Raw genomic sequence first — 22906 nt, forward strand, 5'->3', positions numbered from 1 at the left:
GAGCAGGGACGAAAGTCGGGCTTAGTGATCCGGTGGTTCCGCATGGAAGGGCCATCGCTCAACGGATAAAAGCTACCCCGGGGATAACAGGCTTATCTCCCCCAAGAGTCCACATCGACGGGGAGGTTTGGCACCTCGATGTCGGCTCATCGCATCCTGGGGCTGTAGTCGGTCCCAAGGGTTGGGCTGTTCGCCCATTAAAGCGGTACGCGAGCTGGGTTCAGAACGTCGTGAGACAGTTCGGTCCCTATCCGTCGTGGGCGTAGGAAATTTGAGAGGAGCTGTCCTTAGTACGAGAGGACCGGGATGGACGCACCGCTGGTGTACCAGTTGTCTTGCCAAAGGCATAGCTGGGTAGCTATGTGCGGAAGGGATAAGTGCTGAAAGCATCTAAGCATGAAGCCCCCCTCAAGATGAGATTTCCCATAGCGTAAGCTAGTAAGATCCCTGAAAGATGATCAGGTTGATAGGTTTGAGGTGGAAGCGTGGTGACACGTGGAGCTGACAAATACTAATAGATCGAGGACTTAACTAAAATAGGAAAGCGGAAGAAGCTTTGGCTTCTGCAGCTGGACATGAATGATTGCTTGGTTCTTGTTTTTCTTCGAAGATGATTTAGTTTTGAGAGAACAACTCATAAAAACATAATAGTCTGGTGGCGATAGCGAGAAGGTCACACCCGTTCCCATACCGAACACGGAAGTTAAGCTTCTCAGCGCCGATGGTAGTTGGGGGCTCTCCCCCTGTGAGAGTAGGACGTCGCCAGGCACTTTAAAAAAAGCATCTAGTTTAACTAGGTGCTTTTTGTTTTATTAGGAAATCTAAGCTACATTTTGTTTGCTAAAAATTGAAAGATAAGCTGCGGCCCCTTTTTGGCAGCTATTGATAAAAAGGATTCAATATATGGATAATCTTGATTAGGCATCGTCTTCATCAGTTCACTCCACCACTCTATTTCATACCTGGCAATCATGCTCAAATTATATAATAATAAATAATGCACAAGAATTTCAGGCAACTGTACACTGCGTTTTTCTACCGGAATATAGTATTGAGCATCCGTTACATGGAAGTAGAACGGGGCAGCCGGCTGCAAGCTATCTGAAAAAGAAATATTAAGACTAGTTTTATTCGTGCTTATCCCCTTAATAGGAATTCCTAACTGGTCTTCTAAGTACTGCTGAAAACGGCCTTGACTCATAAAGTAACTATCTAGCACTTTAGAAGGGATGGTTGCTTCTGTACTGGAAAGGGTAACCGGCAAAAAGGTTGGACTTCCTGTGAATATATGGAATAAGTCATTAAGTTCAGGTATTTGTTTTAATAGTTCACCCATATTAAACTTCTCTCCTTCAATTGAAGGAAGCTGAAACATATTCTCCGACATACATGCAAATAATCCGTTTTTTTGAATTTTTATTTCATCCTTAAAAAATAAGTATTGTTGTTTTTTTCTTTTTCTTGTTGAGACACCATGAGCTAGTACAGAGGTACTGCTTGGATAGGCAGGATCTATTGTAAGGAGACAAGCTTTTATTAGATGAACAAACCCGTAAAAAAGTAAAACTGGCTGGATATTTATTGGTGAGTTTAGGGCTTGTTGATAATAGAGCTTACCATGCTCAAGAAAATAAATAAATGGATAGCAGTTTTGATAGCTCTTCGTATCGACATCACTGGTATGTAGTAATTTATAGCATTTTTTTAGAAAAAGCTGGGAATATTCTGCGGAAAAAAAGCAGCTAAACGAGTCCCAGTCCTTATAAGAACTGTACATATGTTTGCCTCCTGAATTTTTTGAAAAATGAAACTTATTGAACTAACCTTGACAGTATTTTGTCCAATTGATAACCTACTAATAATATTTTTTTACTAAATGGAGGCGTTAAAATGTGGGAAAGTAAATTTGCTAAAGAAGGTTTAACCTTTGATGATGTTTTATTGATACCTGCCAAATCAGAAGTATTGCCAAGAGATGTAAGCTTAAAAGTAGAATTGGCGTCTAATTTAAAATTAAATATCCCATTGATTAGTGCGGGTATGGATACTGTAACAGAGGCTGAAATGGCAATCTCAATCGCTAGACAAGGCGGAATGGGAATCATTCACAAAAATATGTCAATTGAACAGCAAGCTGAGCAAGTAGATAAAGTTAAACGCTCTGAGAGTGGTGTAATTACTGATCCATTTTTTCTAACTCCAGACCATCAAGTATTTGATGCAGAACATCTGATGTCAAAATATCGCATTTCAGGTGTACCTATCGTTAATAACCATGATGAGCAAAAACTTGTAGGTATCATAACAAACAGAGACCTTCGTTTCATTGAAGACTTTTCCATTAAAATTAGTGATGTAATGACTAAGGACAACTTAGTAACGGCTCCAGTAGGTACAACGTTAGAGGAAGCAGAAAAAATTCTGCAAAGACATAAAATTGAAAAGCTGCCTCTTATCAATGAAGAGGGAGTTTTGAAAGGCCTTATTACAATTAAAGATATTGAAAAGGTTATTGAGTTCCCTAACTCTGCTAAAGATGCACAAGGTAGATTGCTTGTAGGTGCTGCTGTAGGCGTAACGAGCGATGCTATTAAAAGGGTTGAGCTTTTAGTTAAGTCCCAAGTAGATGCTATCGTTATTGATACTGCTCATGGACATTCTAAAGGTGTTCTAGACGGTATTAGAGATATAAGGAATGCTTTCCCTGATTTAACTATTATCGCTGGGAATGTAGCTACTGCTGAAGGTACAAGAGCACTTATAGAAGCAGGAGCAGATGTGGTGAAGGTAGGAATCGGACCAGGATCAATCTGTACGACTAGGGTTGTTGCAGGTGTTGGTGTTCCACAAATTACGGCAGTTTATGATTGTGCAACAGAAGCTAGAAAACACGGTAAAGCAATCATTGCTGACGGAGGAATTAAATATTCAGGAGATATCGTAAAAGCACTGGCTGCTGGCGGACATGCTGTTATGTTGGGAAGCCTTCTTGCTGGGGTATCTGAAAGCCCTGGAGAAACGGAAATATTCCAAGGCAGACGCTTTAAAGTATACAGAGGTATGGGTTCTGTATCAGCAATGGAAAAAGGTTCTAAAGACCGCTACTTCCAAGAAGATAACAAAAAGTTTGTTCCAGAAGGTATTGAAGGGCGACTTCCATATAAAGGACCTCTTTCTGATACAATTTATCAGCTAGTAGGCGGTATCCGTTCTGGTATGGGATATTGTGGTGCGAAAGATCTTCTTGATTTGAGAGAAAATACACAATTTGTAAAAATGACAGGAGCTGGTTTAAGAGAAAGCCATCCGCATGATGTCCAAATTACAAAAGAAGCTCCAAACTACTCTATTTCTTAAGTAGTTTTGCAATTGTTACGGAATATTACAATAGATGGTGAACTCTATCACCGTCTATTTTTTTTGTTTTTTTTATGGTAAACTGTACAAGGGAAATTCTTAATTTAAAAAAATAATTTAAAGTTTAATAGATAATAATAATGTGTTGGAGGTTTTATCATTGATGCAATTAAAAAAGTGGACGCTGTATGTACTTATGGCCGTGCTTTTCGTGAGCACCGTTGCTGCAGGTCTACCGCAACAAGCAAAGGCAGCTGAGAATGAGGATACTTTAGGATTGGAAGCTGGTGCAGCTATACTAGTTGATGCTGCCACGGGGGAAATATTATACGAAAAGAACGCAGATAAACTAATGGGTGTAGCATCCATGTCAAAAATGATGACAGAATATATTGTCCTTGAAGCAATAAAAGAAGGAAAAATTAGCTGGGATCAAAAGGTTAAAATAAATAATTATATTCACCGTTTATCTGGTGCTCCTGGTCTTTCTAACATAGGATTGACAGAGGGGGAAGAATACACTGTAAAAGAGCTTTACCAAGCGATGGGTATATTTTCTGGCAATGCTGCGACAGTAGCATTGGCTGAACTAATTGCTGGAACAGAAAAAAACTATATTAATGTTATGAATGAAAAGGCAGAGGAGCTCGGGCTTAAAGATTATAAGTTTGTAAACTCATCTGGATTAAATAACAGCGACTTATTGGGCAATCACCCTGCAGGCAGTGAAACAGATGAAAATGAGATGTCTGCGAAAACTGTTGCATCACTTGCTTATCACTTGCTGAATGATTACCCTGAAGTGCTGGAGACATCTGGCATGCCAAGGCTAAAATTCCGTGATGGTAGAACATATGATAACTTTAACTGGCTGTTGCCTTCTTTGGTGTTTGGATATGAAGGAGCAGATGGTCTTAAAACAGGTTCTACAGATTATGCAGGCTACAATGTAACTGCAACAGCTAAACGCGGAGATCAACGTGTTATTGCAGTAATTATGAAGAGCGAAACGAAAAACAGCCGTTTCACAGACGCAACTAAACTGTTGAATTATGGCTTTAACAATTTCAGCACAGAAGAGATTCTTCCTGCGGGTTACACAGTAAAGGGAAACGAATCTGTTAAAGTAACAAAAGGTAAAGAAGACTCTGTAAAAATTCAAACAAGCGATGCTGTTAATTTAGTGATTAAAAAAGAAGATAAAGAAAACTATGTGGCAAAGCTAGTATTGGATGACAAAAAGTTAAACAGCAAGGGTGAACTGGCAGCTCCAGTCAAAAAAGGTGATAAGGTTGGTTATATTACTTTAGAGACAAAGGATGGAAAAGCAGTTCCGTTCTTAACTAGTGATGGATCAGAAAAGGCAAGCGTTGATGTTGTTGCTGCCGAAACAGTTGAAAAAGCAAACTGGTTCGTATTAGCAATGCGTGGCGTAGGTTCATTCTTTGCAAATATTTGGGATAGTGTTTCATCCACAGTAAAAGGATGGTTTTAATAAGAAAAGAAATGGTTCCTGTCTTGACAGGAACCATTTTTTATTGTTTATTTTCATTAGGGAAATTTATACAATACAACTCATATTCTTTTGGTCAATTAAGCAGGCTCTGCGAATAGAAGGCGGAAATAGGGGGCTTTGAATGATTATAGCTACGGAGAAACTGGCAGATAACCATAAGTACATTGTAGTTCGGGATGTTATTAACACAGAATATATAAAAATTCGCTAAAGCCTTAGAACATTACCAAGATGAAGATCTGAAAAAAACTGATTACAGCTATTTGGCGATGAGATTGTAAGTTTGGGGACCAGAAGCGTACATGAAGGAGCATAGCTGGTAATAAGGAGATAAAACTATGACAGATATAAAAGTAGGTGTTCTTGGCCTTCAGGGAGCTGTTAGAGAACATATGAATGCAATAGAAGCTAATGGAGCAACGGCAGTTCTTGTGAAAAATAAAGAAGAACTGAACGAGGTTGACGGTTTGATTATTCCAGGCGGCGAAAGCACAACAATGCGTCGACTTATTGATAAGTATGATTTTATGAAGCCTTTAAAGAAGTTTGCTGAATCAGGAAAACCGATGTTTGGGACATGTGCAGGCTTAATCCTTTTAGCAAAATCAATTGAAGGTTATAAAGAGCCCCATATCGGCGTTATGGATGTTCATGTGGAAAGAAATTCTTTCGGCCGTCAAGTGGACAGTTTTGAAGCAAATTTGGATATAGCTAATGTAGCTGAGGATTTCACTGCTGTATTTATAAGAGCACCGCATATTGTAAGTGCAGGTGAGAATGTGGAAGTACTTGCTAAGCATAACGGCAGGATTGTAGCAGCGAGAGAAGGACAATTTCTTGGTTGTTCCTTCCATCCAGAGCTGACACAAGATCACCGGTTGACAGGGTATTTCATTTCTATGGTAGATGAATCAAAAAAGAACTAATTTGCATATAGTGGTTGAACTTTGTTCATAATTATAGTACGATGAAAAAAACTTTTATATGACATCTACACTGATAGGAATCAGTAGCAGGAATACATTATTCTAAAGAGAGCCGATGGCTGGTGTGAATCGGTGAATAAAGCCTGTGAATCCATCCTAGAGTAAAAACAAGGAAAGCCATGTAAGATGGCAAGTAATTGTTTTCGGCTAAAAACCGTTATGTATTTAAGGTGGAAAGCATATTTGCTTTCAACTAGGGTGGCAACGCGGGTAACTCTCGTCCCTTTTTTGGGGACGGGAGTTTTTTGTGTTCTGCTAAAGGGTTTATCGTTTAGAGCATATAGCTAAAAAAGCAAGGAGGAAGAATACATGCTTGATATTAAGTTTGTACGTGCTAATTTTGAATTTGTAAAAGAACAGCTTCAGCATCGAGGCGAAGATCTGTCTGAATTGGATCATTTTGAGGAGCTTGACACAAGAAGAAGAGAGCTGATTGTAGAAACAGAACAACTAAAAAGCAGAAGAAATGAGGTATCCCAACAAGTTGCTGCACTTAAGCGTGAAAAGAAGGATGCTGAATCTTTAATTTTGGAAATGCGTGAAGTTGGTGACAAAATTAAAGGATTTGATGATGAGCTTCGCCAGGTTGAAGAGAGACTGCAGGCAATTATGCTCGGAATACCAAACCTTCCCCATGAAAGTGTACCTGTTGGTGAAACAGAGGATGATAATGTAGAGATCAGAAAATGGGGAGAGGTAAGAAATTTTGATTTTGAACCGAAACCACATTGGGATGTAGCGACAGAGCTGGATTTACTTGATTTCGAAAGAGCAGCAAAAGTTACTGGAAGCCGTTTTGTGTTTTATAAAGGGCTTGGTGCCAGACTAGAAAGAGCACTATTTAACTTTATGCTCGACCTTCATACAGAAGAGCATGGCTACAAGGAAGTTATTCCTCCATTTTTAGTCAATAGAGCAAGCTTAACAGGAACAGGGCAGCTTCCTAAATTTGAAGAAGATGCGTTCTTGATTGAAAAAGAGGATTACTTCCTAATCCCTACATCTGAGGTGCCTGTAACTAACCTGCATCGTGATGAAATATTAGATGGTGATCAGCTGCCAATCAAATATGCTGCTTTCAGTGCAAACTTCCGCTCTGAAGCTGGGTCTGCAGGAAGAGATACAAGAGGGCTAATCAGACAGCATCAATTTAATAAAGTAGAATTGGTTAAGTTTGTTAAACCGGAAGATTCTTACGAAGAGCTGGAAAAACTGACAGCAAACGCAGAGCGAGTATTACAGCTATTAGGCCTGCCATATCGTGTTTTAAGCATGTGCACAGGTGATTTAGGCTTTACAGCAGCGAAAAAATATGATGTTGAAGTATGGATACCAAGCTATGGTTCATATCGAGAAATTTCTTCTTGCAGTAACTTTGAAGCATTCCAAGCAAGAAGAGCAAACATCCGTTTCCGCAGGGAAGCAAAAGGCAAGCCAGAGCATGTTCATACACTTAATGGTTCAGGCCTTGCAATAGGGCGTACAGTGGCAGCAATATTAGAGAATTATCAGCAAGAGGACGGCAGTGTAGTGATTCCAGAAGTACTGCGTCCATATATGGGAAATAGAGAGGTTATAGGCTGATTAATTGGGCATTATAAAATATATAGAAGAAGCGAATGCTTCTTCTATATATTTATTGAATAAATATTGAATAAATGTTGACAGTAAAAACTACATATGATATATTGTTATCTGTCTGATGGAGGAATACCCAAGTCCGGCTGAAGGGATCGGTCTTGAAAACCGACAGGCGGGTCAAACCGCGCAGGGGTTCGAATCCCCTTTCCTCCTCCATAGTTATTTTACTAATATCGCGCATAAATATTGGAGATATAAAAGTCTGCTGTTTACAGCAGGCTTTTTTTGTTTTCCTATATAAAAAAAGAAGAGGAATAATCCTCTTCTTTATCTTTTTACAAGATTCTTTTGCTGAAGAATAACAGATATCTTCTCAATTATCGGTTCGATAGCAGAACTTCCTTCTGTTGCATCATAGTCGTTTATGTTCAATCGCAAGACTGGACATGAACTAAAGGAATCAATCCACTTCTCATAGCGAGTATGCATTTCTTGCCAATACTCTACAGGAGTTTCTTTTTCCATAGTCCGTCCTCGTTTGTCAATTCTCGTAAGTATGTCATCTAATGAACCTTCTAAATAGATCAGCAAGTCTGGATGTGGGAAATATGGTGTCATTACCATTGCATCGAACAAGCTTGTATATGTTTCGTAATCTGTTTCAGACATTGTGCCTTTTTCATAATGCATTCTTGCGAAAATACCTGTATCTTCGTAAATAGAACGGTCCTGAATAAAACCTCCGCCATATTCAAAGATTTTCTTTTGTTCTTTAAACCTTTCTGCCAAGAAGTACACCTGCAAATGGAAACTCCATCTACTGAAATCTTGATAAAATTTATCTAAATATGGGTTCGTATCTACCTTTTCAAAAGATGTGCGGAATTGAAGTGCATCAGCAAGAGCATTAGTCAATGTGGACTTGCCGACACCGACTGTTCCGGCAATTGTAATTACAGAATTGCTTGGAATATTATATTTCGTGCGTAGGTTCATGTGTATAGGCTCCTAATTTTAATGTTTGCTTCACTTTATCTATAATAGTTTCAAGATCAGCTTTATTTTTCACAAAGTCTAATGTATCGCCATTGAATGACAGCACCGGGATATGAGGATGCTGTTCTTGGTACTGCTCCATCACTTCATGATAATCGGTTGATAATTGCTCTAAATAAAGAGGGCTAATATTTTTTTCAATATCTCTATCCCTTTGTTGGATACGGTCCATCAGAGTATCTAAACTAGCATGTAGATAGATGATAATGTTTGGCGCAGGTAAATCCTCTGTTAAAACATCATATATACGTATATATTTTGTTAGTTCTTTCTCTTGTAGTGTTCTCTTTGCGAAAATTAAATTCTTTAATATATGATAATCAGCTACCACGGGAATATTCTTGTCCAAGTAATGGGATTGAATATCATTAAGCTGTTTGTATCGATTACATAAAAAGAACATTTCCGTTTGGAAGCTCCATTCATCAATGTTCTCGTAAAATTTACCTAAAAAAGGGTTTTCCTCGACTATTTCCTTTAATAGATGATATTGAAAATGTTCAGAAAGCAGCTTCGCTAAGGAAGTTTTTCCAACACCAATAGGACCTTCTACTGTAATAAAAGGGATATTGTTCAATGCTTGTCCCTCCTGATTTATAAAATATGATAAAAAAAGACATATGAAGTCATTTTAACACATGAAAAGCGGTTATGGACATTAACTAGTGTTAAATAAAAGTGCATATTATTTCCTGGAAAAAGGCTGCCTAACAAGAGGCAGCCTTTGAAGTGTAGTGGTTATCTTTTTGTGACGTTAAAGTTATCTGATATGAGCAGCCAGTTTTGCGGAAACGATAGTCCGAGCTTCCAATAACTTACACCTCTGATATTCAATTCCTTTACTAGATCAAATTTTGCCTGTATAGACCTAGCATCTTCAAACCATACTTCATGCTGCCTTCCTTGTGCATCTGTATAGTTGAAGTGAGGCGCCTGTGCATTTGTATCGTAAAGGATAGCAACATTATTGTCAGCTGCCAGTTGAATGGCGCTCTGAGGACTTAAAGCTTTTGCGACTGAACCCTGTACAAATGGAAGTGTCCAATCATACCCGTAAAGGTTTTGACCCATCATTATTTTGTTGGAGGGCATCTCGGTAATGGCATATTCAAGGACATTGCGCACTGGGCCAATGGGAGATACTGCCATAGCTGGTCCGCCGCTGTAGCCCCACTCATATGTCATTATTACAACAAAGTCGACAATTTGCCCGTGAGCACGGTAATCATGAGCTTCATACCATTTTCCTTTCTGCCCAGCGCTGGTTTTAGGGGCTAGAGCAGTGGAAAGCAGCCAGCCTTCCTGTGAGAAACGGGCTTTGGCTTTACGTAAAAACGAATTATAAGCTTCCCGATCAGCAGGACGCAAAAACTCAAAATCAAAATGAATGTCTCTAAAGCCATATTTTTTAGCTGTTGACACAATATTATTTAAAAAGGTATTCTGGATGGCTTGATCATTTAATAATATTCGGCCAAGCTCATCACTGAACTGGTCATTCTCTTGATTTGTGATAACCATCATCAGTACATTATTATTATTTGCTGCAATAGTAGGGAAATTATTAAGTAAAGGTTCCTTCAGCTTGCCATCTCTTAACGCTTGGAAGCTGAAAGGTGCGAGATAGGTGAGATAAGGTGCTGCTTCCCTTGCGGAAGACTCAAGAACAGGAGCTACAGTTGTTCCTCTAGGTTCAACATATGCATTAAACTCTCCTGCGCGTTTAGTTTGCTGTGGTATATATAAACGGTAACCTACTGTTAAAGGACTGTTTGGCGAGATTCTGTTGACGCTGGCAAGCTGTTGATAGGAAATGCCAAATCTCCTTGAGATAGACCATAAGCTGTCCCCTGGCTGCACCCAATAAAACCGCCCGACAATTGGAATAACTAATGCTTGACCTATGACGAGCTTATTAGGGTTAGGCAACTCATTTGCCTCTGCTATATTAGCTGCAGTAGTTCCATAAGCTTGAGCAATGCCTGTCAATGACTGGTTTGCCTGCACAACATGTATTTGCATGGGAAATCCCCTCCTGCTGTTAAAATTACTTATTGCAGTTTATGTTTGAAGTGGGGACGACATGATATTATTTTTTTCATACTTAAATATTTTTGCTTTCATTACGTTCTTCATCATTGTTAAAGCATAAACATTGTCTTTTTCATCGACAGAGGCGATGGCATTGTCAGGAACAATAATAGAGTATTCTCGCATATAAGCATCATTAGCTGTAAATAGGACACAAATATTGCCGGCAATGCCTGTCAGGATAAGCTCATCCACCTTAAGCTGATGGAGAAGTGTGTTTAATGCAGTGCCGTAAAAGGCGGAATGCTTCGGTTTTATTAAAAAGTAATCTGCCTTTTGTGGTGCTATCTTCTCAAGGATGTTGTGGCTGTATTCATTAGAACAATAATCAATGATACTGTTTATATCTGCTTTCCATAAGCTATAATGGTCATTGATATAGATTACAGGAATATTGGACTTATAACAGTATTTCTTTAAAGCAAAAATGTTTTCTGCGATTGCAGCAGCTTTTTCAGCCAAAACTTTTCCATGCTGAAATTGGAAGTCATTAATCATATCAATTATTAAAAGTGCCTTAGATGAAGTGCTCATAGTAACCTCTCTTTATTGAGTTATTAGGAATGATGACATTAGTTTAAGTAACTTTGTGAAAATAAATTACAGTTGGCAAGAAAAATGACAGTATGCACAGGGTGATGAAAAGTGGAAATAGAAAAAAATGATAGGTATTTCATGCAGATAGCTATAGAGGAGGCAAAGAAAGCAGGAGCTATTGGGGAAGTGCCAATAGGAGCTGTTATTGTACTCGATGGAGAGGTTATTGCAAAAGCGCATAACTTGCGCGAGGCAGAGCAAACTGCAATTGCTCATGCTGAGCTTCTGGCAATAGATATAGCTTGCAAAGAGACAGGAAGCTGGAGGCTGGATAATGCAGTGCTCTATGTTACTTTAGAACCGTGTGCTATGTGCTCAGGTGCTATCATACTCTCAAGAGTTAAAAAGGTAGTATATGGTGCAAGTGACCCTAAGGGAGGCTGTGCTGGTACTTTTATGAATCTTCTTCAGGATGATCGGTTTAATCACCAATCTGAAGTAGTATCAGGAGTGCTCAAGGAGGAAACAGGAGAGCTTTTGACTAACTTCTTCCGTGAACTTCGTACAAAAAAGAAAGCTGAAAAGAAGAAGAAGAAGGCTGAAATAGAAATTACAAAAATTAACAGCTTATAATTATTGCTTTTTTGTTTGAATATAAGTATACTTAGTTTGTGTCCAAGATGACACATTAAAATTTGGTATCAAGTTTGTCGTGCTAAGCGGGGAGGTAGCGGTGCCCTGTACTCGCAATCCGCTCTAGCGAGGCTGAATTCCTTTCTGAGGCTAGTGTCCTGTAGGGTCTGCCTTAAGCAAGTGGTGTTGACGTCCGGGTCCTGCGCAATGGGAATCCATGAACTATGTCAGGTCCGGAAGGAAGCAGCATTAAGTGGACACCCCCATGTGCCGCAGGGTTGCCTGGACTGAGCTAACTGCTTAAGTAACGCTTATGGGAGCTAGTCGACGAAAGGTGCACGGCAGTTTAATATTATAATTAAAAGACTCATTCTTCTAAAAGAGTGAGTCTTTTTGATTATATAGTTTTGGATACATAACAATAACAATGTCCATTGTTTTAATGTAAAAATATATTTAGATAAGATATAATAATGAGAGCAGATAGAAAGGAGGGCGGACGATGAATTATCAAGCATTATACCGAGTATGGAGACCACAGCAGTTTATTGATGTAGTAGGTCAGGAACATATAACGAAAACACTCCAAAATGCCCTTCTTCAGCAAAAAACAACTCATGCATATTTGTTCTCTGGACCAAGGGGTACTGGTAAAACTAGTGCGGCAAAAATTTTAGCAAAAGCAGTCAACTGTGAAAGAGCACCAATCAGTGAGCCTTGTAATGAATGTGCCGCCTGTAAAGGAATTACGGATGGTTCCATACCGGATGTAATAGAGATAGATGCTGCTTCGAATAATGGAGTAGAAGAGATAAGAGATATAAGAGATAAAGTAAAATACGCTCCAAGCTCTGTTCCGTATAAAGTTTATATAATAGATGAAGTTCATATGCTCTCTATTGGGGCATTTAATGCTTTGTTGAAAACACTTGAGGAACCTCCTAAGCACGTTATTTTTATATTAGCTACTACAGAGCCACATAAAATTCCATTAACAATCATCTCTAGATGTCAGCGCTTTGACTTTAGACGAATTACTGCCCACTCTATTGTAAAGAGAATGAAGCTAATTATAGATGAATCCGGCATTTCATGTGACGATAAGGCGTTGCAGATGATAGCAAGAGCGGCTGATGGCGGTATGCGGGATGCATTAAGCCTGCTTGATCAAGCCATTTCCTACAGCCAGGAAAGTGTCACTGTGGAAGATGCGCTTACTGTGACTGGGGCTGTTTCCCAAGGGTTTCTTAACGACTTAGCGAAAGCAGTCTATGAAAAAGATACGGTTAAAGGATTACAATCATTAGATGAACTCCTATTTTCAGGGAAAGACCCCTCAAGGTTTATTGAAGACTTTATCTTCTTTTACAGGGATATGCTTCTATATAAGACAGCACCAAACTTAGAAGAGTCATTAGAGCGGGTTATGCTTGATGATGAGTTCAGAAACTTGGCTGACTCGTATGGACAAGAACAAATTTATGAATTGATTGGTTTGCTGAATAAGACGCAGCAGGATATGCGCTGGACTAATCATCCTAGAATTTTCCTAGAGGTAGCAATTGTTAAATTGTGTCAAATGGCTATCTCTTCTCCAACACAAGACACAGGAGCCTTTTCGAACACGGAAATACAAGGGCTTATTTCAAAAATAAACAGTCTCGAAGAGGAACTTGCAAGAATTAGGCAATCGGGAGTAACAAGTTCAGCCGAGGAAGCTGCACCACAGAAAAAGGTGAGAGCAACTCGGAAAGGATTTCAAGCGCCTACTGGTAAAATTAATGAGATACTTAAGCAGGCAACGAAGCAAGAACTCCAAAACATTAAGAGTAATTGGGGTAATATGCTTGGACAGCTTGTTAAAAACCAGATGAGATCTCAAGCTGCTCTTTTAAATGAAGCCGAACCTGTTGCTGCATCTACGGACTCAATCGTTATCAAATTTAAATATGAAATCCACTGTCAAATGGCTTTGGATAATGTTAAATTTATAGAGACAATCACGTTATCTCTTCAGCAGCTGCTAGGCAGAAGGTATAAATTAGTAGGTGTCCCTGAAGAACAATGGCTAAAAATAAGAGAAGATTTTTTAAGCAGTTCCCATCATGCAAGATCCGATGAGGAAAATGAGGGAAATCACGTAAATCAGGCAGATGACCCAGTAGTTGCAGAGGCAAGAAAACTATTTGGTGAAGAATTGCTTGAAGTGAAGGACTGATTGTTGAACGACAGGAGAAATTTGCATATTATATTAAATATGCAAAAGGAATAAATAACTTTAAATGAAAATGGAGGAATTCTTATGCGCGGAATGGGTAATATGCAAAATATGATGAAGCAAATGCAAAAAATGCAAAAGAAAATGGCGGAAGCTCAAGAGGAACTTGGAGAAAAAAGAATTGAAGGTTCTGCTGGCGGCGGAATGGTAACAGTAATCGTTACAGGACATAAAGAAATAGTGGATGTAGTAATCAAGGAAGAGGTTGTAGATCCAGAAGACGTAGAAATGCTCCAAGATCTTGTGCTTGCAGCTACAAATGACGCATTGAAAAAAGCGGATGAGCTAACAAACTCAACAATGGGGCAATTTACAAAAGGACTTAATCTTCCTGGAATGTTCTAAGGAGGAGTTTCATGCATTATCCTGAACCAATATCAAAGCTGATAGACAGCTTTATGAAATTGCCAGGAATCGGCCCCAAAACGGCTGCTCGACTGGCGTTTTTTGTATTAAATATGAAAGAAGATACTGTTCTAGATTTCGCAAAAGCACTAGTCAATGCAAAACGAAATTTAACTTATTGTTCCGTATGCGGTCATATAACGGATCAGGACCCATGTTATATATGTGAGGATACTAGAAGAAATCGTAAGATAATCTGTGTAGTTCAAGATCCGAAAGATGTCATCGCCATGGAAAAGATGAAGGAATTTGACGGATTGTATCACGTTTTGCATGGTGCTATCTCACCAATGGATGGTATTGGTCCAGAGGACATTAATGTTCCATCTCTCATCAAGCGTTTGCAGGAAAGTGATGTAGAAGAGGTAATTATGGCTACTAACCCAAATATAGAGGGAGAAGCAACCGCTATGTATATCTCCCGTCTGTTAAAACCATCGGGGATTAAGATAACAAGGATAGCGCATGGCTTACCTGTAGGCGGAGATCTGGAATATGCAGATGAGGTTACTTTATCTAAAGCGCTTGAGGGCAGAAGAGAAGTATAATCAGAGGGAGGATAAAGTATGCTTTTTCGCCGAAAAGGAAAGTTGAGAAAAGAATTCGATGAGAAGTTATTAGTTCAGTTTCATGAAACAAAAAAACACTGGCTAAAAGAAAAGTCGATACTCGAAAAAAGCTTTGACCCTTCTGATGAGGTCATTTGTGCTGCAAAACTGACTGAAGCAAAGTATTTCTTTCTTTTTAAAGAGGCTAAAGAGAGAAATGTTAATTTAATGAAATAATAGAAGCACTCCCTAGTTCTTTTTTGTGGTAGTTGGACATACCTTTTAATACAAAAAGAACTAGGGAGGTTTTGTTTGTGAGCCCAGTTGTCATTATTTCTATTGTCAGTGGTTTGATTGTCCTTCTTCTGATAATAGGTACTCCCATTAAACCATTGCGTTTTGTAGGACAAGGGTTGATTAAAATTGTAATAGGTGCTCTTTTCCTTTTCTTCCTCAATGCTATTGGGACTAAGTATGGCATACACGTGCCGATCAATATTGCGACATCTACTGTTTCTGGAATTTTAGGTATTCCAGGTGTCGTTGCACTTGTAGCAATTCAACAATATATATTATAAGGGCAAGTTAGTATAAAGAGCAGACTGCTAAGTTTTAGCTGTCTGTTTTTTATTTAACGTCTATTATAGATAAATGTTTAAAAAGTTTAAAAAAGATGTTGACTAGGAAATAACATGCTGGTAATATTATAAAAGTCGCAGCAAGCAATTAATAACTAGTTAAAAATTATTAATTTATCTGTTGACATTTATAATATGTAAATGATAATATATAAAAGTTGCTTCTGATAGCAACGAAAAAATTGCTCTTTGAAAACTGAACAAACAAAACGTCAACAATAATCGTTTTTATAACTTGCGTTATAAAGATGAAAACAAAGCAACAAAAAGCTAGAGTTTAGCAAATGAGCTAATCTTACTCTTTATCGGAGAGTTTGATCCTGGCTCAGGACGAACGCTGGCGGCGTGCCTAATACATGCAAGTCGAGCGGACTTAAAAAGCTTGCTTTTTAAGTTAGCGGCGGACGGGTGAGTAACACGTGGGCAACCTGCCTGTAAGACTGGGATAACTTCGGGAAACCGGAGCTAATACCGGATAATCCTTTTCTACTCATGTAGAAAAGCTGAAAGACGGTTTACGCTGTCACTTACAGATGGGCCCGCGGCGCATTAGCTAGTTGGTGAGGTAACGGCTCACCAAGGCGACGATGCGTAGCCGACCTGAGAGGGTGATCGGCCACACTGGGACTGAGACACGGCCCAGACTCCTACGGGAGGCAGCAGTAGGGAATCTTCCGCAATGGACGAAAGTCTGACGGAGCAACGCCGCGTGAGTGATGAAGGTTTTCGGATCGTAAAACTCTGTTGTTAGGGAAGAACAAGTACGAGAGTAACTGCTCGTACCTTGACGGTACCTAACCAGAAAGCCACGGCTAACTACGTGCCAGCAGCCGCGGTAATACGTAGGTGGCAAGCGTTGTCCGGAATTATTGGGCGTAAAGCGCGCGCAGGCGGTCCTTTAAGTCTGATGTGAAAGCCCACGGCTCAACCGTGGAGGGTCATTGGAAACTGGGGGACTTGAGTGCAGAAGAGAAGAGTGGAATTCCACGTGTAGCGGTGAAATGCGTAGAGATGTGGAGGAACACCAGTGGCGAAGGCGACTCTTTGGTCTGTAACTGACGCTGAGGCGCGAAAGCGTGGGGAGCAAACAGGATTAGATACCCTGGTAGTCCACGCCGTAAACGATGAGTGCTAAGTGTTAGAGGGTTTCCGCCCTTTAGTGCTGCAGCAAACGCATTAAGCACTCCGCCTGGGGAGTACGGCCGCAAGGCTGAAACTCAAAGGAATTGACGGGGGCCCGCACAAGCGGTGGAGCATGTGGTTTAATTCGAAGCAACGCGAAGAACCTTACCAGGTCTTGACATCTCCTGACAATCCTAGAGATAGGACGTTCCCCTTCGGGGGACAGGATGACAGGTGGTGCATGGTTGTCGTCAGCTCGTGTCGTGAGATGTTGGGTTAAGTCCCGCAACGAGCGCAACCCTTGATCTTAGTTGCCAGCATTTAGTTGGGCACTCTAAGGTGACTGCCGGTGACAAACCGGAGGAAGGTGGGGATGACGTCAAATCATCATGCCCCTTATGACCTGGGCTACACACGTGCTACAATGGATGGTACAAAGGGCAGCAAAACCGCGAGGTCGAGCCAATCCCATAAAACCATTCTCAGTTCGGATTGTAGGCTGCAACTCGCCTACATGAAGCTGGAATCGCTAGTAATCGCGGATCAGCATGCCGCGGTGAATACGTTCCCGGGCCTTGTACACACCGCCCGTCACACCACGAGAGTTTGTAACACCCGAAGTCGGTGGGGTAACCTTTTAGGAGCCAGCCGCCTAAGGTGGGATAGATGATTGGGGTGAAGTCGTAACAAGGTAGCCGTATCGGAAGGTGCGGCTGGATCACCTCCTTTCTAAGGAAAAATGGAATTCGTTCCATTCACAGATTGTTGATGATTTTGTTGTTCAGTTTTGAGAGAGCAATGCTTTCTTATATGGGCCTATAGCTCAGCTGGTTAGAGCGCACGCCTGATAAGCGTGAGGTCGATGGTTCGAGTCCATTTAGGCCCACCATATAACATAAAGTAAAGATGAAGGGGCCTTAGCTCAGCTGGGAGAGCGCCTGCCTTGCACGCAGGAGGTCAGCGGTTCGATCCCGCTAGGCTCCACCAATTTTTTTTGTTCTTTGAAAACTAAATCATATAGAAGAAAAACCAAGATAAAACCGAGTAATCGCCATCTTAGATTCTCTATTTAATAGAAGAATTTCAGGGTAAAGAGTAACATCTTTAGCCGAAACAAGTTAAGTTAGAAAGGGCGCACGGTGGATGCCTTGGCACTAGGAGCCGATGAAGGACGGTACTAACACCGATATGCTTCGGGGAGCTGTAAGTAAGCTTTGATCCGGAGATTTCCGAATGGGGGAACCCACTATCCGTAATGGGATAGTATCGTTACTTGAATACATAGAGTAACAGAAGGCAGACCCGGGGAACTGAAACATCTAAGTACCCGGAGGAAGAGAAAGCAAACGCGATTCCCTGAGTAGCGGCGAGCGAAACGGGATTAGCCCAAACCAAGAGGCTTGCCTCTTGGGGTTGTAGGACACTCTACATGGAGTTACAAAGGAACGGGGTAGATGAATAGGTCTGGAAAGGCCAGTCATAGAAGGTAAAAACCCTGTAGTCGAAACTTCGTTCCCTCCTGAGTGGATCCTGAGTACGGCGGGACACGTGAAATCCCGTCGGAAGCAGGGAGGACCATCTCCCAAGGCTAAATACTCCCTAGTGACCGATAGTGAACCAGTACCGTGAGGGAAAGGTGAAAAGCACCCCGGAAGGGGAGTGAAATAGATCCTGAAACCGTGTGCCTACAAGTAGTTAGAGCCCATTAATGGGTGATAGCGTGCCTTTTGTAGAATGAACCGGCGAGTTACGATTACATGCGAGGTTAAGTTGAAGAGACGGAGCCGCAGCGAAAGCGAGTCTGAATAGGGCGTAATAGTATGTGGTCGTAGACCCGAAACCAGGTGATCTACCCATGTCCAGGGTGAAGTCCAGGTAACACTGGATGGAGGCCCGAACCCACGCACGTTGAAAAGTGCGGGGATGAGGTGTGGGTAGCGGAGAAATTCCAATCGAACTTGGAGATAGCTGGTTCTCTCCGAAATAGCTTTAGGGCTAGCCTCAAGGTAAGAGTATTGGAGGTAGAGCACTGTTTGGACTAGGGGCCCCCATCGGGTTACCGAATTCAGACAAACTCCGAATGCCAAATACTTATCCTTGGGAGTCAGACTGCGAGTGATAAGATCCGTAGTCAAGAGGGAAACAGCCCAGACCACCAGCTAAGGTCCCAAAGTATACGTTAAGTGGAAAAGGATGTGGAGTTGCTTAGACAACCAGGATGTTGGCTTAGAAGCAGCCACCATTTAAAGAGTGCGTAATAGCTCACTGGTCGAGTGACTCTGCGCCGAAAATGTACCGGGGCTAAACGTATCACCGAAGCTGTGGATTGACATCTACGATGTCAGTGGTAGGAGAGCGTTCTAAGGGCGTTGAAGCTAGACCGTAAGGACTGGTGGAGCGCTTAGAAGTGAGAATGCCGGTATGAGTAGCGAAAGATGAGTGAGAATCTCATCCACCGAATGCCTAAGGTTTCCTGAGGAAGGCTCGTCCACTCAGGGTTAGTCGGGACCTAAGCCGAGGCTGAAGAGCGTAGGCGATGGACAACAGGTTGATATTCCTGTACCACCTTATGAATCGTTTGAGCGATGGGGGGACGCAGGAGGATAGGGTAAGCGTGCTGTTGGATTAGCACGTCCAAGCAGTTAGGCTGGTAATGAGGCAAATCCCATTACCGTGAAGGCGGAGCTGTGACGGCGAGGGAAATATAGTACCGAAGTTCCTGATTCCACACTGCCAAGAAAAGCCTCTAGCGAGATTCAAGGTGCCCGTACCGCAAACCGACACAGGTAGGCGAGGAGAGAATCCTAAGGTGAGCGAGAGAACTCTCGTTAAGGAACTCGGCAAAATGACCCCGTAACTTCGGGAGAAGGGGTGCTCTTTTGGGTGCAAGCCCGAGAGAGCCGCAGTGAATAGGCCCAGGCGACTGTTTAGCAAAAACACAGGTCTCTGCGAAGCCGTAAGGCGAAGTATAGGGGCTGACACCTGCCCGGTGCTGGAAGGTTAAGAGGAGGGGTTAGCGTTCGCGCGAAGCTCTGAATTGAAGCCCCAGTAAACGGCGGCCGTAACTATAACGGTCCTAAGGTAGCGAAATTCCTTGTCGGGTAAGTTCCGACCCGCACGAAAGGTGTAACGATCTGGGCACTGTCTCAACGAGAGACTCGGTGAAATTATAGTACCTGTGAAGATGCAGGTTACCCGCGACAGGACGGAAAGACCCCGTGGAGCTTTACTGTAGCCTGATATTGAATTTTGGTACAGCTTGTACAGGATAGGTAGGAGCCTTGGAAGCCGGAGCGCCAGCTTCGGTGGAGGCATTGGTGGGATACTACCCTGGCTGTATTGACATTCTAACCCGCACCCCTTATCGGGGTGGGAGACAGTGTCAGGTGGGCAGTTTGACTGGGGCGGTCGCCTCCTAAAAAGTAACGGAGGCGCCCAAAGGTTCCCTCAGAATGGTTGGAAATCATTCGTAGAGTGTAAAGGCACAAGGGAGCTTGACTGCGAGACCTACAAGTCGAGCAGGGACGAAAGTCGGGCTTAGTGATCCGGTGGTTCCGCATGGAAGGGCCATCGCTCAACGGATAAAAGCTACCCCGGGGATAACAGGCTTATCTCCCCCAAGAGTCCACATCGACGGGGAGGTTTGGCACCTCGATGTCGGCTCATCGCATCCTGGGGCTGTAGTCGGTCCCAAGGGTTGGGCTGTTCGCCCATTAAAGCGGTACGCGAGCTGGGTTCAGAACGTCGTGAGACAGTTCGGTCCCTATCCGTCGTGGGCGTAGGAAATTTGAGAGGAGCTGTCCTTAGTACGAGAGGACCGGGATGGACGCACCGCTGGTGTACCAGTTGTCTTGCCAAAGGCATAGCTGGGTAGCTATGTGCGGAAGGGATAAGTGCTGAAAGCATCTAAGCATGAAGCCCCCCTCAAGATGAGATTTCCCATAGCGTAAGCTAGTAAGATCCCTGAAAGATGATCAGGTTGATAGGTTTGAGGTGGAAGCGTGGTGACACGTGGAGCTGACAAATACTAATAGATCGAGGACTTAACTAAAATAGGAAAGCGGAAGAAGCTTTGGCTTCTGCAGCTGGACATGAATGATTGCTTGGTTCTTGTTTTTCTTCGAAGATGATTTAGTTTTGAGAGAACAACTCATAAAAACATAATAGTCTGGTGGCGATAGCGAGAAGGTCACACCCGTTCCCATACCGAACACGGAAGTTAAGCTTCTCAGCGCCGATGGTAGTTGGGGGCTCTCCCCCTGTGAGAGTAGGACGTCGCCAGGCACTTTAAAAAAAGCATCTAGTTTAACTAGGTGCTTTTTGTTTTTTATTAAGCTTGGCGCCTTTGCATGGCATAATGAGCATCTTTTAACTTATGAATAAAAAATTTATATTTTGTATCACTTGTCTTCGTATTCAACATTTCATGTTCACATTCAGTACAAATCAGTGACTGATACAGATGTATACCTGTTATTTTTTGCTGATCGCAAAATAAACATTTCTCCACATAAGGCTGGATGATTTTCTGCGAATTTATACTCACTGGCTCCACCTCCCTAAAAACAGTCTTGCCAATAATAAATACATGCATACAAAATTCAGATAATTTTAAATTTACCTTTACTTTAAAATAGGTGGCTAAAACACGCATTTTATTCATAGTCAGGCAATGGTACAATAAAATAGAGTTAAAAGGAAATGAGGAAGAACAGTGCATGAAATGACGCCTTTATATAATAGATTGGAAGAGTTTATTCAGAATAAACCTATTTCTTTTCATGTCCCAGGGCATAAAAATGGTTCTTTAATGGACAAACATAACTTGTTAAAGAATGCATGGAACTTTGATGTAACAGAGCTTAACGGGCTAGATGACTTGCATTCAGCAAGTGGGGTAATATTGGAGGCAGAGAAACTGCTAGCAGCTTTATATAACACAAAAAAAAGCTTTTTTTTGGTTAATGGCTCAACAGTAGGCAATTTAGCTATGATTATGTCTGCTGTGAATGAAGGAGACCAAATCCTTGTACAAAGGAACAGTCATAAATCTATTATGAATGGCATTAAACTCACAAAGGCAAAACCTATTCTGCTTAATCCGAGCTATGATTTAGAGTGGAAAGTAGAAGGGACTGTTTCATGTGAAACAATTTTAGAAGCAATAAAAAAATATCCGAGTGCAAAGGTCCTTATTCTCACCTCACCCAATTATTATGGAATGATTGGAGAGTTAGGAAGAATAATTGAAATAGCTCACAAGCATGGGGTAACAGTATTAGTAGACGAGGCTCATGGAGCCCATTTTGCTGGCTCAGCTCACTTTCCTCCGTCTGCTGTAGAATTAGGCGCGGACATAGTTGTCCAATCTGCACATAAAACACTACCTGCATTAACGATGGGTTCATATCTCCATTTCAACTCAGAACGGGTTTCTTTAAATAAACTGCAAATGTATTTAAGCATCCTTCAGTCAAGTAGCCCATCTTATTTAATTATGGCATCCCTTGATTTGGCGAGAAGTTATTTGGGTACTTATAAGGAAGAAGACTTTATATACTTATTAGAAAAGCTTCAAAAGTTTAAAGCTGAATTGTCAACATTAAGTCAACTGAAAGTAATGAATTATGGAAACAAAGCTGGTGACCCTCTAAAATTAACTATTCAAAGCAGATGTAAGTTAACAGGTTTTGAACTTCAAGAGAAGTTTGAGAAAGCTGGAGTCTATTGTGAAATGGCTGATTTACATAATGTCTTGCTTGTATTGCCTTTGCTGAAGAACAAGATGTCATATCCTTTTGAAGATGCTTTTGAGAAAATTAAGAAGGCTGTAAGTCCATATAAGGCGTTGAATTTGCCAGTGGAGGAAGATAAAGGTGCAGCTATAAATCTATATACTAATATAGTAGAATTAAAGATAAATGAATTGGAGCAACCTAAGTACTCTAAACACGAAATTTTATTAGAAGATTCAATAGACAAAATTAACGCAGATTCTATTATCCCTTATCCACCAGGTGTACCATTGCTGATGCCGGGAGAAGTAATTACTGGTAAAAATATTGAAACATTAAAGGTGCTTGTAGCTAATGGCTGTAAGTTTCAAGGGAATTCATCTATATATGAAGGCAGAATTGCAGTTTTTATAAAGAAGTAAG

General features: G+C 41.2%; 17 protein-coding genes, 3 tRNA genes, 5 rRNA genes, 1 other RNA gene and 1 other annotated feature (1 of these 27 cut by a window edge). Of the genes, 20 read left to right on the top strand and 6 right to left on the bottom strand.

The window, feature by feature from the left end:
* Positions 1-535: ribosomal RNA gene (locus L8T27_RS00060) — 23S ribosomal RNA — on the top strand; it begins 2400 nt to the left of the window's first position.
* 116 nt (positions 536-651) lie between these two features.
* Positions 652-768 (top strand): 5S ribosomal RNA (gene rrf / locus L8T27_RS00065).
* Positions 769-826: 58 nt separating this feature from the next.
* Here the strand turns inward: rrf (L8T27_RS00065) and L8T27_RS00070 are convergent.
* Positions 827-1777, bottom strand: a complete 951-nt coding sequence (locus tag L8T27_RS00070; RefSeq protein WP_237940502.1) for a YaaC family protein — start codon at positions 1775-1777, stop codon at positions 827-829.
* A gap of 113 nt (positions 1778-1890) precedes the next feature.
* Between L8T27_RS00070 and guaB the strand changes: the two genes are divergently transcribed.
* The 5 genes from guaB to L8T27_RS00095 all read left to right on the top strand — a co-directional run bounded on the left by guaB (position 1891) and on the right by L8T27_RS00095 (position 7656).
* Complete coding sequence (gene guaB / locus L8T27_RS00075; protein ID WP_192486479.1) at positions 1891-3357, top strand: IMP dehydrogenase; 1467 nt, start codon at positions 1891-1893, stop codon at positions 3355-3357.
* 163 nt (positions 3358-3520) lie between these two features.
* Positions 3521-4852: a serine hydrolase gene (locus L8T27_RS00080; RefSeq protein WP_311315985.1), complete on the top strand. Its 1332-nt coding sequence runs from the start codon at positions 3521-3523 to the stop codon at positions 4850-4852.
* A 359-nt stretch (positions 4853-5211) separates the two neighbouring features.
* Positions 5212-5799, top strand: coding sequence for a pyridoxal 5'-phosphate synthase glutaminase subunit PdxT (gene pdxT / locus L8T27_RS00085; RefSeq protein ID WP_192486477.1), 588 nt, complete (start codon positions 5212-5214; stop codon positions 5797-5799).
* A gap of 61 nt (positions 5800-5860) precedes the next feature.
* Positions 5861-6087, top strand: a binding site (T-box leader).
* A gap of 81 nt (positions 6088-6168) precedes the next feature.
* Positions 6169-7443: a serine--tRNA ligase gene (serS, locus tag L8T27_RS00090; protein ID WP_192486476.1), complete on the top strand. Its 1275-nt coding sequence runs from the start codon at positions 6169-6171 to the stop codon at positions 7441-7443.
* 120 nt (positions 7444-7563) lie between these two features.
* Positions 7564-7656: transfer RNA gene (locus L8T27_RS00095), tRNA-Ser, on the top strand.
* 111 nt (positions 7657-7767) lie between these two features.
* Here the strand turns inward: L8T27_RS00095 and L8T27_RS00100 are convergent.
* The 4 genes from L8T27_RS00100 to L8T27_RS00115 all read right to left on the bottom strand — a co-directional run bounded on the left by L8T27_RS00100 (position 7768) and on the right by L8T27_RS00115 (position 11121).
* Positions 7768-8436, bottom strand: a complete 669-nt coding sequence (locus L8T27_RS00100; RefSeq protein WP_192486475.1) for a deoxynucleoside kinase — start codon at positions 8434-8436, stop codon at positions 7768-7770.
* A complete protein-coding gene (locus L8T27_RS00105) occupies positions 8414-9073 on the bottom strand; it encodes a deoxynucleoside kinase (RefSeq protein WP_192486474.1) in 660 nt (219 codons plus the stop codon). The genes L8T27_RS00100 and L8T27_RS00105 overlap by 23 nt, the downstream gene beginning before the upstream one ends.
* 161 nt (positions 9074-9234) lie before the next feature.
* Complete coding sequence (locus L8T27_RS00110) at positions 9235-10518, bottom strand: glycoside hydrolase family 18 protein (RefSeq protein ID WP_192486473.1); 1284 nt, start codon at positions 10516-10518, stop codon at positions 9235-9237.
* Between the two features lie 39 nt (positions 10519-10557).
* On the bottom strand, positions 10558-11121 hold the full coding sequence (locus L8T27_RS00115; RefSeq protein ID WP_192486472.1) for a cysteine hydrolase family protein: 564 nt from the start codon (positions 11119-11121) through the stop codon (positions 10558-10560).
* Between the two features lie 117 nt (positions 11122-11238).
* Between L8T27_RS00115 and tadA the strand changes: the two genes are divergently transcribed.
* From tadA to rrf (L8T27_RS00175), 12 genes are all read left to right on the top strand, one after another.
* A complete protein-coding gene (gene tadA, locus L8T27_RS00120) occupies positions 11239-11757 on the top strand; it encodes a tRNA adenosine(34) deaminase TadA (RefSeq protein WP_233319463.1) in 519 nt (172 codons plus the stop codon).
* Positions 11758-11834: 77 nt separating this feature from the next.
* An RNA gene (gene ffs / locus L8T27_RS00125) (signal recognition particle sRNA large type) lies at positions 11835-12099 on the top strand.
* A gap of 160 nt (positions 12100-12259) precedes the next feature.
* Positions 12260-13975, top strand: a complete 1716-nt coding sequence (gene dnaX / locus L8T27_RS00130) for a DNA polymerase III subunit gamma/tau (protein WP_237940503.1) — start codon at positions 12260-12262, stop codon at positions 13973-13975.
* 84 nt (positions 13976-14059) lie between these two features.
* Positions 14060-14380, top strand: coding sequence for a YbaB/EbfC family nucleoid-associated protein (locus L8T27_RS00135; RefSeq protein WP_233319451.1), 321 nt, complete (start codon positions 14060-14062; stop codon positions 14378-14380).
* An 11-nt stretch (positions 14381-14391) separates the two neighbouring features.
* Complete coding sequence (gene recR / locus L8T27_RS00140; protein ID WP_185764898.1) at positions 14392-14988, top strand: recombination mediator RecR; 597 nt, start codon at positions 14392-14394, stop codon at positions 14986-14988.
* Between the two features lie 18 nt (positions 14989-15006).
* A complete protein-coding gene (locus L8T27_RS00145; protein ID WP_233319449.1) occupies positions 15007-15225 on the top strand; it encodes a YaaL family protein in 219 nt (72 codons plus the stop codon).
* Between the two features lie 77 nt (positions 15226-15302).
* Complete coding sequence (locus L8T27_RS00150; RefSeq protein ID WP_233319446.1) at positions 15303-15566, top strand: pro-sigmaK processing inhibitor BofA family protein; 264 nt, start codon at positions 15303-15305, stop codon at positions 15564-15566.
* 362 nt (positions 15567-15928) lie between these two features.
* Positions 15929-17477: ribosomal RNA gene (locus tag L8T27_RS00155) — 16S ribosomal RNA — on the top strand.
* Positions 17478-17560: 83 nt separating this feature from the next.
* A tRNA-Ile gene (locus L8T27_RS00160) sits at positions 17561-17637 on the top strand.
* Positions 17638-17659: 22 nt separating this feature from the next.
* Positions 17660-17735, top strand: a tRNA-Ala gene (locus L8T27_RS00165).
* A gap of 129 nt (positions 17736-17864) precedes the next feature.
* A 23S ribosomal RNA gene (locus L8T27_RS00170) occupies positions 17865-20799 on the top strand.
* A gap of 116 nt (positions 20800-20915) precedes the next feature.
* A 5S ribosomal RNA gene (rrf, locus tag L8T27_RS00175) occupies positions 20916-21032 on the top strand.
* The 16S, 23S and 5S rRNA genes sit together here with 2 tRNA genes alongside, the layout of an rRNA operon.
* 46 nt (positions 21033-21078) lie before the next feature.
* On the opposite strand, the gene L8T27_RS00180 is transcribed toward rrf (L8T27_RS00175), so the two are convergent.
* The gene (locus L8T27_RS00180) at positions 21079-21294 is read right to left on the bottom strand and encodes a sigma factor G inhibitor Gin (protein WP_282581411.1); all 216 of its coding nucleotides are present in this window, start codon (positions 21292-21294) and stop codon (positions 21079-21081) included.
* A 177-nt stretch (positions 21295-21471) separates the two neighbouring features.
* Between L8T27_RS00180 and L8T27_RS00185 the strand changes: the two genes are divergently transcribed.
* Complete coding sequence (locus L8T27_RS00185; RefSeq protein WP_237940505.1) at positions 21472-22905, top strand: aminotransferase class I/II-fold pyridoxal phosphate-dependent enzyme; 1434 nt, start codon at positions 21472-21474, stop codon at positions 22903-22905.
* Position 22906 lies beyond the last annotated feature (1 nt).

The organism is Niallia sp. Man26 (assembly GCF_022049065.2).
Taxonomy (GTDB): Bacteria; Bacillota; Bacilli; order Bacillales; family Cytobacillaceae; genus Niallia.